The sequence below is a fragment of the Streptomyces sp. NPDC002676 genome, assembly GCF_053592455.1.
This window is the reverse complement of the sequence record NZ_JBSFVT010000004.1, coordinates 304,176-318,785: the sequence shown is the minus strand read 5'-3', so window position 1 is coordinate 318,785 and position 14,610 is coordinate 304,176. Positions and strand designations below refer to the sequence as shown.

Sequence of the window (14,610 nt, the reverse complement as noted above, 5' to 3'; positions counted from 1 at the left end):
GTGTAGTGCTTGGCGCAACAACCCGGCATTTCCAGAGAGTTGAGGCATTCAGCCGCTCGGCTCCGAAAGGGTCGGATCATGAACCGTAAGGACTGCCTCAAGGCGATGCTCACGCTGCTGGGCGCAGCTGTCTCGGGCGCGACACGTGCCGTCGTGGCATGGCTGCTGCGCGAGGGAACGGGGGGTCAGGAGTAGCGCTCCCGCAGCCTGTACTTGAGCACCTTCCGCAGGGTGTCGTTGCGCGGCAGGGCGTCCACCACCTCCAGGCGTTCCGGGAGCTTGTGAACGGACAGCCCTTCCGCGCGGAGGTAGGAGACGGCCTCCGGCAGCGTCAACCCATCGGTGCCCGGCGGCTGTTCCACCACCGCGCAGACCAGCTCCCCCCTCTCCGTGTCCGGCAGGCCGATCACCGCCACGTCCGCCACCGCCGGATGCGCGGCGAGCAGGTCCTCGATCTCCTTCGCGGAGATGTTCTCCCCCTTGCGGATGATCACGTCCTTGAGGCGGCCGGTGAGGATCAGGTGGCCCGAGTCGGTCACCCGGCCGAGGTCGCCGGTGCGAAGGAAGCCGTCCTCGTCGAAGGCCGCGGCCGTCTGGCGGGGGTCCAGGTAGCCCTGGCAGACGGCCTCGCCGCGGAGCCGTACCTCGCCTTCGACGACGCGGATCTCCATGCCCTGAGGGGGGCGGCCCTCGGTCGTCGCGAGGTTTTCGGGGGTGTCCTCCGGGTCGCCCATGGTGATCATCGGGACCTCGGTCATGCCGTATCCGTGGGTGAGCTGGACGCTCAGCTCGCGGACCACGCAGTGATAGACCTCGGGCGGCTTGGGCGCGCCCCCGCCGGCGAGGAGGCGCAGGGTGGGGATCACCTTCTCGCCCGGCTGCTTGCGCTGCTCGGCCAGGAACATCGAGTAGAAGGCCGTGGAGCCGCCCGCCACCGTCACCCCGTGCCGCCGGTACTCCGCCAGCGCGTCCGGCAGCGCGAAGTGCTCGAACATCACGGCCGGGAAGCCGTAGAGCAGGAGCATCACCGTGTAGTCGGGGCCCGCTATGTGGGCGTAGGGGAAGGCCATGGAGCCGACGTCGTCCGGTGACAACCGCAGCGCGTGCGCCAGGCAGGAGCCGCCCGCGATCAGGGAACGGTCCGTGTGCAGGACGCCCTTGGGGTCGGAGGTCGTCCCCGAGGTCCAGTAGATCCAGCGCACCGAGGTGCCCTCGGCGGGGGGAGCGGGGAGGACGGACGGGTCGCCGTCGGGGAGGCTGTCGTACGCCTCGAAGACCCCCTTCGCGCCCAGCCGCCGGGCCATCTCCGTGTGGTCGTGGCCGCGCCACACGCCCGGTACGGCGAAGAACTCGGCCTTGGACTCGCGCAGCGCGAAGCCGACCTCGCGGTCCCGGTAGAAGGGGATGACCGGGGACTGTACGGCGCCCAGGCGGGCCAGGGCGAAGGAGAGCAGGGCCGTCTCGATGCGGGTGGGCAGCTGCCAGGCCACCACCGTGCCGGGGCGGACGCCCATGCCGTACAGGCCCGCCGCGACCCGCTCGGACCGTTCGCGCAGTTCGCCGAAGGTCAGCCGGCGCTCGCCCTGGAGGAGGACGGGCCGGTCGGGGGTGAGGCCGGCGCGGCGTACGACCAGGTCCCACAGCGTGCGGGAGGAACTCAGGGAGTGCGGGGTCTCGCTCACGTATGCCCCCTGCTTGGCTGACGACTCGTCAGGTGACATGCTATCTGACGGGTCATCAGATAAGCACTGTCCGGCGGAGGGGAACACGGAGGGGAAACCATGACCGAACTGCCCCGCATCATCAGCGTCGACGACCACGTGATCGAGCCCGCCCATCTCTTCGAGACCTGGCTGCCGGCGAAGTACCGGGACCGGGGGCCCAAACCGCTGACCGCCGGGATCGGGGAGCTGGCCTACGTCGGCGGGAAGTACCAGATCACCATGGATCCGCAGGGCCAGCCGACGGACTGGTGGATCTACGAGGACCTGAAGTTCCCGTACAAGCGCAACATCGCCGCCGTCGGCTTCGACCGGGACGAGATGACCCTGGAGGGGATCACCCGGGAGCAGATGCGGCGCGGGTGCTGGGATCCCGTCGAGCGGCTGAAGGACATGGATCTCAATCACGTGGAGGCCTCGCTCTGCTTCCCGACCTTCCCGCGCTTCTGCGGGCAGACCTTCGCCGAGGCGCACGACAAGGACGTCGCGCTCGCGTGCGTGCGCGCCTACAACGACTGGATGGTGGAGGAGTGGTGCGGGGACAGCGCAGGGCGGCTCATCCCGCTCTGCCTCATCCCGCTGTGGGATGTCGAGCTGGCCGTCGCCGAGATCCGGCGCAACGCCGCGCGCGGCGTGCGGGCCGTCACCTTCTCCGAGATCCCCACCTACCTCGGGCTGCCGTCCATCCACTCCGGGTACTGGGACCCGTTCTTCGCCGTGTGCCAGGACACGGGGACCGTCGTCAACATGCACATCGGCAGCAGCTCCCAGATGCCCGCCGCCTCCCCGGACGCCCCGCCCGCCGTCCAGGCGTCGCTCAGCTTCAACAACGCCATGGCCTCGATGATGGACTACCTCTTCAGCGGAGTCCTGGTGCGCTTCCCGACCCTCAAACTCGCCTACTCCGAAGGGCAGATGGGCTGGATCCCGTATGCCCTCGAGCGCGCCGACGACGTGTGGGAGGAGCACCGGGCGTGGGGAGGGGTCCGCGACCTGATCCCGGAGCCGCCGTCGACGTACTACTACCGGCAGATCTTCTGCTGCTTCTTCCGCGACAAGCACGGGGTGGCCTCCCTGGACGCCGTCGGCCGCGACAACGCCACCTTCGAGACCGACTACCCGCACGTCGACTCGACCTTCCCGCACACCAAGGAGGTCGCCCTCGACCATGTGAAGGGCCTGGACGACGAGACCGTCCACAAGCTGATGCGGGGCAACGCCATCCGCATGCTCGGCCTGGACCTCGACCGGTAATGGACCTCTCGTGCACGGCCGAGGAGGAGGAGTTCCGGGCCCGGCTTCGCGACTGGCTCGCCAAGGTGCTGCCCGCCCTGCCCCCGAAGCCGTCCCCGGACGACTGGCCCGGCCGCCGCGCCTACGACCTCGGCTGGCAGAAGATGCTGTACGACGCCGGGTACGCCGACGTCCACTGGGACGCTTCCCCCACCCTCCGGCTGATCTTCCTGGAGGAGACGGAGAAGGCCGGGGCGCCCTATGTGGGGGCGAACTTCGTCGGGCTGCTCCACGCGGGGCCGACCATCGCCGCCGAGGGGACGGCGACGCAGCGGGACCGCTGGCTGGCGCCGATCCTGCGCGGGGACGAGGTGTGGTGCCAGGGGTTCAGCGAACCGGGCGCGGGGTCCGACCTCGCCGCGCTGCGCACGCGCGCGTGGCGCGACGGCGACGACTACGTGGTCAGCGGCTCCAAGATCTGGACCTCGCACGCCGAGGTCGCCGACTGGTGCGAGCTGCTGGTCCGCACCGATCCGCACGCGCCCAAGCACCGGGGCATCACCTGGCTGGCCATGCCCATGGACGCCGACGGCATCACCGTACGGCCGCTGCGCACGCTAGCGGGGTCGGCGGAGTTCGCCGAGGTGTTCCTGGACGAGGTGCGGGTGCCGGCGGCCAACCGGGTGGGGGCGGAGAACGACGGCTGGCGCGTGACCATGGTGACGCTCTCCTTCGAGCGCGGCACGGCGTTCGTCGGCGAGGTCGTCGCCTGCCGCCGGGTGCTGGCCGAACTCGCCCGTACGGCCCGGGAGAACGGCCGCTGGGACGACCCCGTGCTGCGCAGGCGGCTCGGGCGGCTGGGCGCCGAGTTCCGCGCGCTGTGGCGGCTCACCCAGTGGAACGTGAGCGAGGCGGAGGCGAGCGGCGGGGTCCCGGGTGTCGGCGGCTCGGTCTTCAAGCTCCGCTATTCGCACGCCCGTCAGGAGCTGTACGACAGCGCCGCCGAAGTCCTCGGGCCCGGCTCGCTCGACCTGGCCGCGCCCTGGACCCTCGACCGGCTCACCTCCCTCTCCTACACCATCGCCGCCGGCACCTCGCAGATCCAGCGCAACATCGTGGCCGAGCGCATCCTCGGCCTGCCCAAGGGGAGATGAGCGTGCGTTTCCAACTGACCGAGGAGCAAGGGGCGTTGCGGGACGGGATGCGGGAGCTGCTGGACCGGCGTTTTCCCCGCGAGGCGTTGCGCGCTGCCGTCGAGGGCGGCCCGGCCTCCCTCGGCCGGGGGCTGTGGCGGGCGCTCGGGGATGCCGGGTTCTTCGCCCTGCGACTGCCGGAGGCCGACGGCGGGGTCGGACTGGGTCTGGCCGAGGCGGTGTTGGTGTTCGAGGAGGCGGGGCGGGCGCTGGTGCCGGGGCCGCTCGTGGCCACTCACCTCGCAGCCGGAATGGTGCCCGGCGCGGCCGAGGGGGAGACGGTCGTGGCGGCCGTCGACGGGACGCTGGTGGAGTGGCTGGACGCGGCGGACGTCGTCCGCGGGGACGCCTCCGGGGCCGTACCGCTGCGCTCGGTCGACCCGCTGACGCCTTTGCATCGGGTGCCGGGTGCGAGGGCGACCGAGCGGGCGGACCCGGTGGTCGTGCTGCTCACCGCCGCGGAGCAGCTCGGTACCGCCGAGCGGGTGTGCGAGCTGGCCGTGCAACACGCCCGGAGGCGCGAGCAGTTCGGGCAGCCGATCGGGGCCTTCCAGGCCGTCAAACACCTGTGCGCCGACCTGCTGGTGCGGGCCGAGACCGCCCGCGTGGCCGTCTACGCGGCGGCCGTGACCGCCGACCCCGCCGACATCGCCGCCGCCCGGCTCCTCGCCGACGAGGCCGCCGTACGCGGTGCCCGTGACTGCCTCCAGGTGCACGGCGGTATGGGTTTCACCTGGGAGGCGGACGTCCATCTGCATCTGAAGCGGGCCTGGGTGCGGGCCGAACGAGGCGGCGGGGCTACGGAGAGTGAGGAGGCCCTTGCCGCGGAGCTGCTGCGCCGATGACGGAGCGTCGATATCGGGTTGTGTCCTACGGGCGTCTCGTCACGGCCCGGAGTCGGGTGCCCCCTCCGGTACCTTGTGTGAGATGCGAGTGGTTCCGAGCGCGAGCCGTACCGGTGGTGCCTGTTCGACTCCCCGGCACAAGCGTCGCACAGTATGCCTCAGGCGTACTCCTTCGCGCTGGAATATGCCCGAAGCGCTTGTTGGCGTGACTGTACGTCAACCATGCTGTCTCATAAGGGAATCACGTTCCGTGACCCTTGCTCTGGCCGTTGTTCTGGCCATGCAGAAAATGGCTACGATCGTGACCCTCGCCGTGATCGTCGCCGCGCAGACCGCGGTGGCGTTCGGGCGGCGTGGCGTCATGTATCCGCCGGTTCGGATGGTGTGAGCGGTGCAGGTGCTTGAAGTGCAGCTGGAGATCCGGCCCGACCCCACGGAGGTGGGGCGGGCGAGGAGATGGGCCCGCTCCCGGCTTGCCGGGTTGGGCGTGGCGGCCGACGAGCCGCTGGCCGAGACCCTGATCCTGCTCGTCTCCGAGCTGGTGACCAACGCCGTGGTGCACACCGGCCGCCCGGCGGTGCTACGGCTCCTTCTGCCGGGCGTGGGGGCGGAGTCGGCCCCCGCGGCCCCCTCGACCTCCTCGGCCCCCGAGGCTTCCTCAGCCCCCGAGGCCTCCTCGACTCCCTCGGCCACCGTGCGTCTGGAGGTGGCCGACAGCAGCACCCGCGCGCCCGTCCCGCGCTGCGCCGGCGGCGACGCCACCGGGGGCCGGGGCCTGGCGCTGGTCGACTGCCTCGCCGACCGCTGGGGCTGGAGCCCCGAGGGCGCCGGAAAGAGCATCTGGTGCGAGCTGGACCGCTGCTCGCAGCCCAGGGAGGGCGCAGCGGTGGCGTACGGGGGCGGACTGTCCGCGTACGAGGATCTCGCGTTCGAAGCCGTGTAGTTCCGACAGTGCGGTGGTGCGCCCGGAGTGCACCCGTGCGCGGTCGCCGTACACGGGGCATAAGCAATAAATCGCCGTACCGGTGTTGACGGCTTGTGACCGTATGAACACGCTTATGGGCAACGATTCGCCGTGAGGGGACGGCGAGGGCGCGGTGACGGCAGCCCTTGTCGAGGGCGGGTCGCGGCCGGGCGGCGGCGCGAGGGGAACCGGCAAGGGGGGGCGCGCCGCCAACCGGACCAACCGGCCGGGCTCAGAGGATCGCCACCGGTGCCACCGGGGTGCCGGTCGCGCCGACGAACGGCTCGGGCATCGCCGACAGCAGGAACGCGTACCGCTCCTCTTGTCCACAGGCTGTGGACAACTTTTCGAGATTCCAGTTCTGCCCCTGGAGCATCCCCATCTCCACCAGGTGCAGCGCGTGCACGGGCAGCCACAGATTCTCGATCTCGGGCGGAAATATCTCAAACGTGAGCGTGTCGTTCGCGACCGCCGCCACATCGCGGGCGTGGAACCACTCCGGGCAGCGCACCGAGAGCCCCGGCGATGGATAGCCGTACGCATGCTTGTCCCCGGCCAGATACACCTGCACCTGCCCGGTGCGTACGAGCACGATGTCACCGGCGCGGACGCGGACACCGCCGTACTCCTCGGCCGCCTCCAGGTCCTCCGGCGTGACCGCGTGACCCCCCGCCAGCCGGTCCACGCCCCGCGCGCGTGCCACGTCCAGCAGCACCCCGCGCGAGACGAGGTGCCGCGCCTTGTCGATCCCGCTGAACTCGGCGCCGCCGTGCGCCGTCACGGTGTGCGCCGGGCGGCCGTTGTACAGCTTTCCCGAGTGCGAGACATGGGTCAGCGCGTCCCAGTGGGTGCCCGCCTGCAGCCCCATGGTCACCGCGTCGTCGCTGCACGCCACCGTGCCCGGCCCGAACAGCTCCTGGTTGACCTGCACCATCGCGTGCAGCGGGTTGACCCGCCCCGGGATCATCCCGGTCTGCACCCCGTCCTGCTGGAGCGGGAGGGCGAGTGGGACGCGGCGGCCCGTGCGGACGCAGGCGGCGGCCTCCCGTACGACCTCGTCGGTGATCAGGTTCAGGGTGCCGATCTCGTCGTCCGCGCCCCAACGCCCCCAGTTGTTGACGCGCTTGGCGATGTCGTGGAACTCGACGGGCAGTGACATCCGTGCCTCCCCGGGGCTTGTGTCCGCACATCCGACGCGCCATAAAATCTAACGGTCCGTCAGAAACCGCGGGAAGGGGCCGGGCGTGGGGAACTTCTTGGCAGGCAAGGTGGTCGCCGTGACGGGCGCCGGCCGGGGCATCGGACGCGCGGTCGCCCGAGCGGCTGCCGCCGAGGGGGCGAAGGTCGTCGTCAACGACTACGGCGTCGCCATGGACGGCGCCTCGCCGACCAGCGAGGTCGCCGAGGCCGTCGTCAAGGAGATCGAGGCGGCGGGCGGCGAGGCGGTCGCGGTCGCCGACGACATCTCCACGATGGCCGGCGGACAGCGGGTCGTGGACACCGCTCTGACGACGTACGGCCGTCTCGACGGGGTCGTCTGCGTGGCAGGGATCCTGCGCGAACGCATGCTCTTCAACATGACCGAGGAGGAGTGGGACCCGGTGGTCGCCACCCATCTCAAGGGCACGTTCACCGTCTTCCGGGCCGCCTCGGCCGTGATGCGCAGGCAGAGGGCGGGAACCTTGATCGGGTTCACCAGCGGCAATCACCAGGGATCCGTTTCCCAGGCCAACTACAGCGCCGCGAAGGGCGGGATCATCTCGCTGGTGCGCAGTGCTGCGCTCGGCCTGCACAAGTACGGGGTGACCGCGAATGCCGTCGCACCCGTGGCCCGTACGCGGATGTCCGCGAACGTTCCCATGACGCTGGCGGAGATCGGGGAGCCGGAGGACGTCGCCGCGCTCGTCGTCTACCTGCTGTCGGACCGGGCGAAGGAGCAGGGGATCACGGGGCAGGTGTACACCGTGGCCGGGCCGAAGATCGCGGTGTGGGCGCAGCCGCGTGAGCTGCGCTCGGCCTACTCGGAGGGGGCCTGGACGCCGGAGCGGATCGCGGAGGTTTTGCCGGGGACGGTGGGGGTGGATCCGATGCCGATGCTGTCCCAGCTGTCGGCGATGGAGGAGGCGGCGCGCGGTGGCTCTCGGCCGAACGCCCAGTAGTTGAGGAGGGCCCGTGGACTTTGAATTCACTGCCGGGGACGAGGCGTTCCGTGTCGAAGTCCGTTCGTGGCTGGCCGCGCACGCCAATCCCGCGGCGGACCGGCGAACTTGGGAACGTACCCTCGGTGCCGCCGGCTGGATCGGGCTGGGCTGGCCGGAAGCCGGGTACGGGAACCGGACTGCCTCGCTCACTCAACAGGTGGCCTGGGCCGAGGAGTACGCCCGCTCTCCCGCACCCCCGCGCTCCGGGCACATAGGGGAGAACCTGCTCGCCCCTACCCTCCTCGCGCACGGCACGGCCGAGCAGAAGGACCGGTTTCTGCCGCCGATCGCTGCCGGTGAGGAGCTGTGGTGCCAGGGGTACAGCGAACCGGGCGCGGGGTCGGATCTGGCCGGCGTACGGACCTCGGCGGTGCGTGCGGGCGCGTCGTACCGCGTCAGCGGGCAGAAGATCTGGACCTCGCTCGCCCATGAGGCCGACTGGTGCTTCGTGCTGGCCCGTACCGATCCGGACTCCCGTCGCCACCACGGACTGAGCTTCCTGCTCGTCCCCATGGACCAGCCGGGCCGGATCGAGGTGCGGCCCATCCGGCAGCTGACCGGCGACAGCGACTTCAACGAGGTCTTCTTCGACGGGGCGCACGCGGAGCATGTCGTGGGAGGAGAGGGGCGGGGCTGGCGGGTCGCGATGAGTCTGCTCGGTTTCGAGCGCGGGGTGTCCACGCTGGCCCAACAGATCGGGTTCGCCGAGGAGTTGGCGCAGGTCGTCAAGGCGTCCATGAAGGCGGGCGCGGTCTGCGATCCCGTGGTACGGCAACGGCTCGTGCGGCAGTGGGCCGAGCTGCGCACCATGCGCTGGCACGCCCTGCGCACCCTCGGCGGCTCGGGGGACGCGGGTGCGCCCAGCGTGGCCAAGCTGTTGTGGGCCAACTGGCATCAGCGGCTGGGGGAGTTGGCGGTCGAGGTGCGGGGCGCGGCGGCGGGCGTGGGGCCCGTGGACTGGTCGGCTTCGGCGCCGTACGAGCTGGACGCGGCCCAGCGGCTGTTCCTGTTCTCCCGGGCGGACACCATCTACGGCGGCTCGGACCAGGTTCAGCGCACGATCATCGCCGAGCGCGTGCTCGGTCTGCCGAGAGAGCCGAAGGGGGTCGGGTGATGCGTGGCGTGGTGTTCGACGGCAAGCAGGTCCAGGTGGTGGACGACCTGGCGGTACGGGAGCCGGGGCCCGGCGAGGTGCTGGTCGGGATCAAGGCGGCCGGGCTGTGCCACAGCGACCTGTCGGTGGTGGACGGCACCATCCCCTTCCCGGTGCCGGTGGTGCTGGGGCATGAGGGGGCCGGGGTGGTGGAGGCGGTGGGTGTGGGGGTCACCCATGTTTCTCCCGGTGACCATGTGGCCCTGTCGACGCTCGCCAACTGCGGCACGTGCGCGGAGTGCGACCGGGGGCGCCCGACGATGTGCCGGCAGGCGATCGGACGCCCCGGGAAGCCGTTCACGCGGGGCGAGCGGCCGGTCCACCAGTTCGCCTCCAACTCGGCCTTCGCGCAACGCACGATCGTCAAGGCCGTCCAGGCGGTGCGAATCCCGAAGGACATCCCGCTGACCTCCGCCGCCCTGATCGGCTGCGGGGTGCTCACGGGTCTGGGCGCGGTCCTGAACCGGGCGCGGGTGGACCGCGGGGACAGTGTCGTCGTCATCGGCACGGGCGGGATCGGCCTGAACGTGCTGCAGGGCGCGCGGCTCGCGGGTGCGCTGCGGATCGTGGCCGTGGACGCGAATCCCGCGAAGGAGGCGGTGGCGCGGCGCTTCGGCGCGACGGACTTCCTGACCTCGACGGAGGGCGTGCGGGAGCTGCTGCCGACGGGTGCCGACCATGCCTTCGAGTGCGTCGGCAGGGTGGAGCTGATCCGCGGGGCGATCGACCTGCTCGACCGGCACGGGCAGGCCGTCCTGCTCGGGGTGCCCCCGGCGACGGCCGAGGCGTCCTTCCTCGTCTCTTCCATGTTCCTGGACAAGTCCATCCTGGGCTGCCGCTACGGCTCCTCGCGCCCCCAGCGCGACATCGCGCTGTACGCCGAGCTGTACCGGCAGGGGCGGCTGCTGCTCGACGAGTTGGTGACGGCGACCTATCCGGTGGAGGACTTCGAGAAGGCCCGGGCGGACGCGGAGGCGGGGCGGGTGGCACGAGCGGTGCTCACGTTCTGAGGAGTTATCCACAGGCCGGGGAAATTGCGGGCCGGTTGTCGGTGCCGCCGCCTACCGTCGACGCATGAGTTATCGCGAAGTCGCCTCCAAGCAGGTGCTGACCTGGGCCTGTGTGGCCGTCGGTGCCCGCATGCCGGTGGCCATGACTCCGCTCGCGCTGGTCTTCCTGGTCCGGGACCGGCCGGGTGGCTACTCCCTGGGCGCCGCCCTGGCCGCGGTCTACGTCATCGGCGAGATCGTCGGCGCTCCGGTCCTCGGCATGCGCCTGGACGCCCGCCGGGCCCGCCCGCACCTGGCGGCCGGGCTCGCCGCCGGTACGGCCGGCTTCGCGGGCCTCGGGGCACTGCCCGGGGCGCATCCGGTGATACTCGGGGCGTGCGCGTTCCTCGCCGGTGCCGCACCCGCGGCGGCCTCGGGCGCCCTGCGCGCCCTGCTCACCTCGCTGGTCCCCGAGGACGCGGTCGCGCAGGCCCTGTCCGTCGAGTCGATGCTGACCTTCGGCATCTGGGCGGTGGCCCCGGCCACGGTCACGGGCCTCGCGCTGGGCGTCGCCCCAGGGCTCCCGCTGCTGCTCGCGGCGGCGCTGATGGGCTCGTCGGTGGCGGGACTGTGGCTGCTGCCGGAGGGCTGGCAGGCGCAGGAGCGGGAGGCGGCGGAGCGGGGCGCGGGCGGATCACGGCTGCGGGTGCTGGCGGGAGCGTGGCCGGCGTACGTCACCGGGGCGGCCGGCCTGTCCCTGCTGGCCCTCGCCGAACTGGTCCTGCCCGCCCTGCTGGAACAGCGCGGTATCGGCGTCGGCTGGGCGGGCCCGCTGCTGCTGGGCATGTCGGTGGCCTCGATGCTGGGCGCGTTCGGGTACGGGCTGAGGTCCTGGCCGGGCTCCCTGGCCACGCGCAGCGTGCTGCTGCTGTGCGGGATGTCGGCGGCCGTGACGGGGGTCGCGCTGATACCGGGCGCCGTCGGCATCGGAGCCGGACTCGCCGTGGCGGGTGTGCTCCAGTCGTGCGCGATGCTCACCCGCAACCTGTCCCTGCGCGAGTCCCTGCCCCCGGACGCGCTGGCCGCCGGCTACTCGGTCATGTACGCGGCCGTGGGCGCCGGTTACGCGGTCACGGGCTCCCTGGCGGGCGCCTTGCTGGGCGTGACGACACCGTCGACGGCGATGCTGGCGGGGGTCGGCGTGACGCTGACGCTGACCGGGGTCGGCTGGTGGGGGGAGAGACGCCGGGCGGGCCGCAGGCCAAAAACCCATCCGCCCACGGACTGCCGTACCTCCGCGACCCCGACCTCGACGGCCGGCTAGGGCGCCCCGCCCACCCCCGTCCGGAACGTCCGCCGGTACGCCGTAGGTGTCACCCCCAGTGCCTGCTGCAAGTGCTGCCGCATCGACTGGGCCGTGCCGAAGCCCGCGTCACGGGCCACCTGGTCCACGGACAGGTCTGTGGACTCCAGGAGGTGGCGGGCGCGTTCGACGCGCTGCTGGGTGAGCCACTGGCCGGGGCTGATGCCGACCTCCTCGCGGAAGCGGCGGGTGAAGGTGCGCACCGACATGGCCTCCTGCTCGGCCATGTCGCGCAGCTGGATCGGCTCGTGGAGGCGGCCCAGGGCCCAGGCGCGGGCCGCCGTGGTCGTGGCCACCTGCGGGTCCGGGACCGGGCGCTGGATGAACTGGGCCTGGCCGCCGGCCCGGTGGGGCGGTACGACGGTGCGCCGGGCCACGTCGTTGGCGACGGCGGTGCCGAAGTCGCGGCGCACGATGTGCAGGCACAGGTCGATCCCGGCGGCCACCCCGGCCGAGGTCAGCACGTCCCCGTCGTCGATGAACAGCACGTCCGCGTCGACCTGGATCTTCGGGAACATCCGCTGGAAGCGCTCGGCGTCGGACCAGTGCGTGGTCGCCGGGCGGCCGTCGAGGTAACCGGCGGCGGCGAGGACGTACACCCCGGTGCAGATGGAGGCGAGCCGGGTGCCGGGGCGGATGTGGGCGAGCGCGGCGGCCAGCTCGTCGGTGAGCCGGCCCTCGTCGTACAGCGGGCCGAGTTCGTACGAGGCCGGGACGATCACCGTGTCGGCGGTGGCCAGGGCCTTTGGGCCGTGCGGGACGTCGATCGCGAAGTCGGCGTCCGTCTCGACGGGGCCCGGCGGCCGGACCGAGCAGGTGACGACCTCGTACAGGTGTCGCCCCTCCGCGTCCTTGGGGCGCCCGAAGATCCGGTGCGGGATGCCCAGTTCGAAGGGGAGCAGGCCGTCCAGCGCGAGGACGACGATCCGGTGCGGGCGGAAATCCTGGCCGGCAGTCATGCCCGATCCTCAGTCATGGCCAGATCCTAGCGAATGCTGTCCCTCGGGCCACTCGTTGCGCGGGGCCGGGTCCCGGAAGCTCTATGACGTGACTCAGACAAGCCCAGCCGCAGCCCCCGTCCAGGCCCCGCCCGCCCGGCGCAGCCGTGTGCACCGTGCGTGGTTCGTCGCCGCCGTCACGTTCGTCACGATCCTCGGCGCGGCGGCCTTCCGCTCCCTGCCCGGCCTGCTCATCGACCCGCTGCACCAGGAGTTCGGCTGGTCACGCGGCACGATCGGCGCGGCCGTCTCCGTCAACCTCGCGCTCTACGGGCTCACCGCCCCCTTCGCCGCCGCCCTGATGGACCGCTTCGGCATCCGCCGGGTGGTCGCCGTCGCGCTGACCGTGATCGCGCTCGGCTCCGGGCTGACCGTCTGGATGACGGCGGCCTGGCAGCTGATGCTGTGCTGGGGCCTGCTCGTCGGCCTCGGCTCCGGCTCCATGGCGCTGGCCTTCGCCGCGACGGTCACGAACCGCTGGTTCACCGAGCGGCGCGGCCTGGTCAGCGGCATCCTGACGGCCGCCTCCGCCTCCGGCCAGCTGATCTTCCTGCCGCTGCTGTCCTGGATGGTGGAGAAGCACGACTGGCGCCCGGCCGCCGTGACGGTCGCCCTGGCCGCCCTTGCCGTCGTCCCGTTCGTCTGGCTCCTGCTGCGCGACCACCCGGCCGATGTCGGCCTGAAGCCCTACGGCGCCCAGGAGTTCATACCGAAGCCGCCCCCGGTCACCGGCGCCGCCCGGCGTACGCTCAACGTCCTGTCCTCCGCGGTCCGCACCGGCCCCTTCTGGCTGCTCGCCGGCACCTTCGCGATCTGCGGCGCCTCCACCAACGGCCTGGTCCAGACCCACTTCGTGCCCGCCGAGCACGACCACGGCATGCCGGTCACGACGGCGGCCTCGCTGCTCGCGGTCATCGGCGTGTTCGACGTGGTCGGCACGATCGCCTCCGGCTGGTTCACCGACCGCTTCGAACCGCGCCGCCTGCTGGCCGTCTACTACGCCCTGCGAGGCATCTCGCTGCTGTTCCTGCCCATGCTGCTGGGCCCGGCGGTCCACCCCCCGATGATCTTCTTCATCGTCTTCTACGGCCTCGACTGGGTGGCCACCGTCCCGCCCACCCTGGCCCTGTGCCGGGAGCAGTACGGCGAGGACAGCGCGATCGTCTTCGGCTGGGTGCTCGCCTCCCACCAGGTCGGCGCGGCCCTCGTCGCCTTCCTCGGCGGTGTCGCCCGCGACGCCTTCGGCAGCTACGACATGGTCTGGTACGCCTCCGGCACCCTGTGCGCAGCAGCGGCCCTGATGGCCCTGGTGATCAGGCGGACCCCGACGGCCACGGCTCCCGCACCGGCCGTGTGAACCGCCCCCGGTGGAAGAGCAGCGGCTCGCCCGCCCCGTCCGCGCCGAGGGCGTTCACCCGGCCCACGACGATGAGGTGGTCACCGCCGGTGTGCACCGCGTAAATCGTGCAGTCGATCCATGCGGTGGCGCCGGTCAGGCGCGGGGCGCCGGAGACGGGGGCGGCGTCGTACGGCACGCCCGCGAACTTGTCGGCGCCGCTGACCGCGAAGGCGCGGCACAGCTCGGCCTGTCCGGCGGCGAGCACATTGACGCAGAAGACACCGGCGCGGGCGATGCGCGGCCAGGTCGTGGACGTACGCCCCACCAGGAAGCAGACGAGCGGCGGATCGAGGGAGAGGGAGGAGAAGGACTGGCAGGCGAAGCCGGCGGGGCCCTGTTCGCCCTCGGCGGGCGGCGCCGTGATCACCGTGACGCCGGTCGCGAAGTTGCCCAGCACCCGCCGGAACTCGGCCTGGTCCACCGGCGCCCGCTCGTCCTCCCGGACACACCGCAGCTCCGGCCGCGGCAGCGCCTCGACGGGCCCCGCACCGGGAGCCCTGAGATAACGGACGGCGGCGGAGGCCGCCCCTGCGTGTCCCATCACCCCTCCA

The 14,610-nt window shown here is 71.9% G+C and carries 14 protein-coding genes; 10 read left to right on the top strand and 4 right to left on the bottom strand.

Features of this window, described 5'->3' with window-relative positions; all coding sequences use genetic code 11:
• Nucleotides 1-185 precede the first annotated feature (185 nt).
• Nucleotides 186-1,682: a class I adenylate-forming enzyme family protein gene (locus ACWD3E_RS14755; protein ID WP_451387915.1), complete on the bottom strand. Its 1,497-nt coding sequence runs from the start codon at nt 1,680-1,682 to the stop codon at nt 186-188.
• A gap of 99 nt (nt 1,683-1,781) precedes the next feature.
• Here ACWD3E_RS14755 and ACWD3E_RS14750 point away from each other — a divergent pair, with 99 nt between their 5' ends.
• From ACWD3E_RS14750 to ACWD3E_RS14730, 5 genes are all read left to right on the top strand, one after another.
• Nucleotides 1,782-2,975 (top strand): amidohydrolase family protein, encoded by a 1,194-nt coding sequence (locus ACWD3E_RS14750; protein ID WP_451387914.1) that lies wholly within the window; start codon nt 1,782-1,784, stop codon nt 2,973-2,975.
• The gene (locus ACWD3E_RS14745) at nt 2,975-4,108 is read left to right on the top strand and encodes an acyl-CoA dehydrogenase family protein (RefSeq protein WP_451387913.1); all 1,134 of its coding nucleotides are present in this window, start codon (nt 2,975-2,977) and stop codon (nt 4,106-4,108) included. Before ACWD3E_RS14750 ends, ACWD3E_RS14745 begins: the two co-directional genes overlap by 1 nt.
• Before the next feature lie 2 nt (nt 4,109-4,110).
• On the top strand, nt 4,111-4,992 hold the full coding sequence (locus tag ACWD3E_RS14740; RefSeq protein ID WP_451388150.1) for an acyl-CoA dehydrogenase family protein: 882 nt from the start codon (nt 4,111-4,113) through the stop codon (nt 4,990-4,992).
• 250 nt (nt 4,993-5,242) lie between these two features.
• On the top strand, nt 5,243-5,380 hold the full coding sequence (locus tag ACWD3E_RS14735; RefSeq protein WP_451387912.1) for a hypothetical protein: 138 nt from the start codon (nt 5,243-5,245) through the stop codon (nt 5,378-5,380).
• An 18-nt stretch (nt 5,381-5,398) separates the two neighbouring features.
• On the top strand, nt 5,399-5,935 hold the full coding sequence (locus tag ACWD3E_RS14730) for an ATP-binding protein (protein WP_451388149.1): 537 nt from the start codon (nt 5,399-5,401) through the stop codon (nt 5,933-5,935).
• 253 nt (nt 5,936-6,188) lie between these two features.
• Here ACWD3E_RS14730 and ACWD3E_RS14725 read toward each other — a convergent pair whose 3' ends face one another.
• Complete coding sequence (locus ACWD3E_RS14725) at nt 6,189-7,115, bottom strand: cyclase family protein (RefSeq protein WP_451387911.1); 927 nt, start codon at nt 7,113-7,115, stop codon at nt 6,189-6,191.
• An 85-nt stretch (nt 7,116-7,200) separates the two neighbouring features.
• Here ACWD3E_RS14725 and ACWD3E_RS14720 point away from each other — a divergent pair, with 85 nt between their 5' ends.
• The 4 genes from ACWD3E_RS14720 (at nt 7,201) to ACWD3E_RS14705 (ending at nt 11,623) form a co-directional block, all read left to right on the top strand.
• Entirely contained in the window at nt 7,201-8,115 is a 915-nt protein-coding gene (locus ACWD3E_RS14720) for an SDR family NAD(P)-dependent oxidoreductase (protein WP_451387910.1), read from the top strand.
• Between the two features lie 13 nt (nt 8,116-8,128).
• On the top strand, nt 8,129-9,271 hold the full coding sequence (locus ACWD3E_RS14715) for an acyl-CoA dehydrogenase family protein (RefSeq protein WP_451387909.1): 1,143 nt from the start codon (nt 8,129-8,131) through the stop codon (nt 9,269-9,271).
• Nucleotides 9,271-10,320, top strand: a complete 1,050-nt coding sequence (locus tag ACWD3E_RS14710) for a Zn-dependent alcohol dehydrogenase (protein WP_451387908.1) — start codon at nt 9,271-9,273, stop codon at nt 10,318-10,320. The genes ACWD3E_RS14715 and ACWD3E_RS14710 overlap by 1 nt, the downstream gene beginning before the upstream one ends.
• A 64-nt stretch (nt 10,321-10,384) precedes the next feature.
• Nucleotides 10,385-11,623 (top strand): MFS transporter, encoded by a 1,239-nt coding sequence (locus ACWD3E_RS14705; protein ID WP_451387907.1) that lies wholly within the window; start codon nt 10,385-10,387, stop codon nt 11,621-11,623.
• Here the strand turns inward: ACWD3E_RS14705 and ACWD3E_RS14700 are convergent.
• Entirely contained in the window at nt 11,620-12,621 is a 1,002-nt protein-coding gene (locus tag ACWD3E_RS14700) for a GlxA family transcriptional regulator (RefSeq protein WP_451387906.1), read from the bottom strand. The two genes, ACWD3E_RS14705 and ACWD3E_RS14700, sit on opposite strands and share 4 nt — an antisense overlap.
• Nucleotides 12,622-12,709: 88 nt before the next feature.
• Between ACWD3E_RS14700 and ACWD3E_RS14695 the strand changes: the two genes are divergently transcribed.
• On the top strand, nt 12,710-14,017 hold the full coding sequence (locus tag ACWD3E_RS14695) for an MFS transporter (protein WP_451387905.1): 1,308 nt from the start codon (nt 12,710-12,712) through the stop codon (nt 14,015-14,017).
• Here ACWD3E_RS14695 and ACWD3E_RS14690 read toward each other — a convergent pair.
• The gene (locus tag ACWD3E_RS14690) at nt 13,974-14,600 is read right to left on the bottom strand and encodes a flavin reductase family protein (protein ID WP_451387904.1); all 627 of its coding nucleotides are present in this window, start codon (nt 14,598-14,600) and stop codon (nt 13,974-13,976) included. The two genes, ACWD3E_RS14695 and ACWD3E_RS14690, sit on opposite strands and share 44 nt — an antisense overlap.
• Nucleotides 14,601-14,610: the final 10 nt, after the last annotated feature.

Excerpts from the sequence above, each read along its gene's own strand:
- ACWD3E_RS14750 (WP_451387914.1), top strand. The coding sequence starts at position 1,782 with ATGACCGAACTGCCCCGCATCATCAGCGTCGACGACCACGTGATCGAG.
- ACWD3E_RS14745 (WP_451387913.1), top strand. The coding sequence starts at position 2,975 with ATGGACCTCTCGTGCACGGCCGAGGAGGAGGAGTTCCGGGCCCGGCTT.
- ACWD3E_RS14725 (WP_451387911.1), bottom strand. The coding sequence starts at position 7,115 with ATGTCACTGCCCGTCGAGTTCCACGACATCGCCAAGCGCGTCAACAAC.
- ACWD3E_RS14710 (WP_451387908.1), top strand. The coding sequence starts at position 9,271 with ATGCGTGGCGTGGTGTTCGACGGCAAGCAGGTCCAGGTGGTGGACGAC.
- ACWD3E_RS14705 (WP_451387907.1), top strand. The coding sequence starts at position 10,385 with ATGAGTTATCGCGAAGTCGCCTCCAAGCAGGTGCTGACCTGGGCCTGT.
- ACWD3E_RS14700 (WP_451387906.1), bottom strand. The coding sequence starts at position 12,621 with ATGACTGCCGGCCAGGATTTCCGCCCGCACCGGATCGTCGTCCTCGCG.
- ACWD3E_RS14690 (WP_451387904.1), bottom strand. The coding sequence starts at position 14,600 with ATGGGACACGCAGGGGCGGCCTCCGCCGCCGTCCGTTATCTCAGGGCT.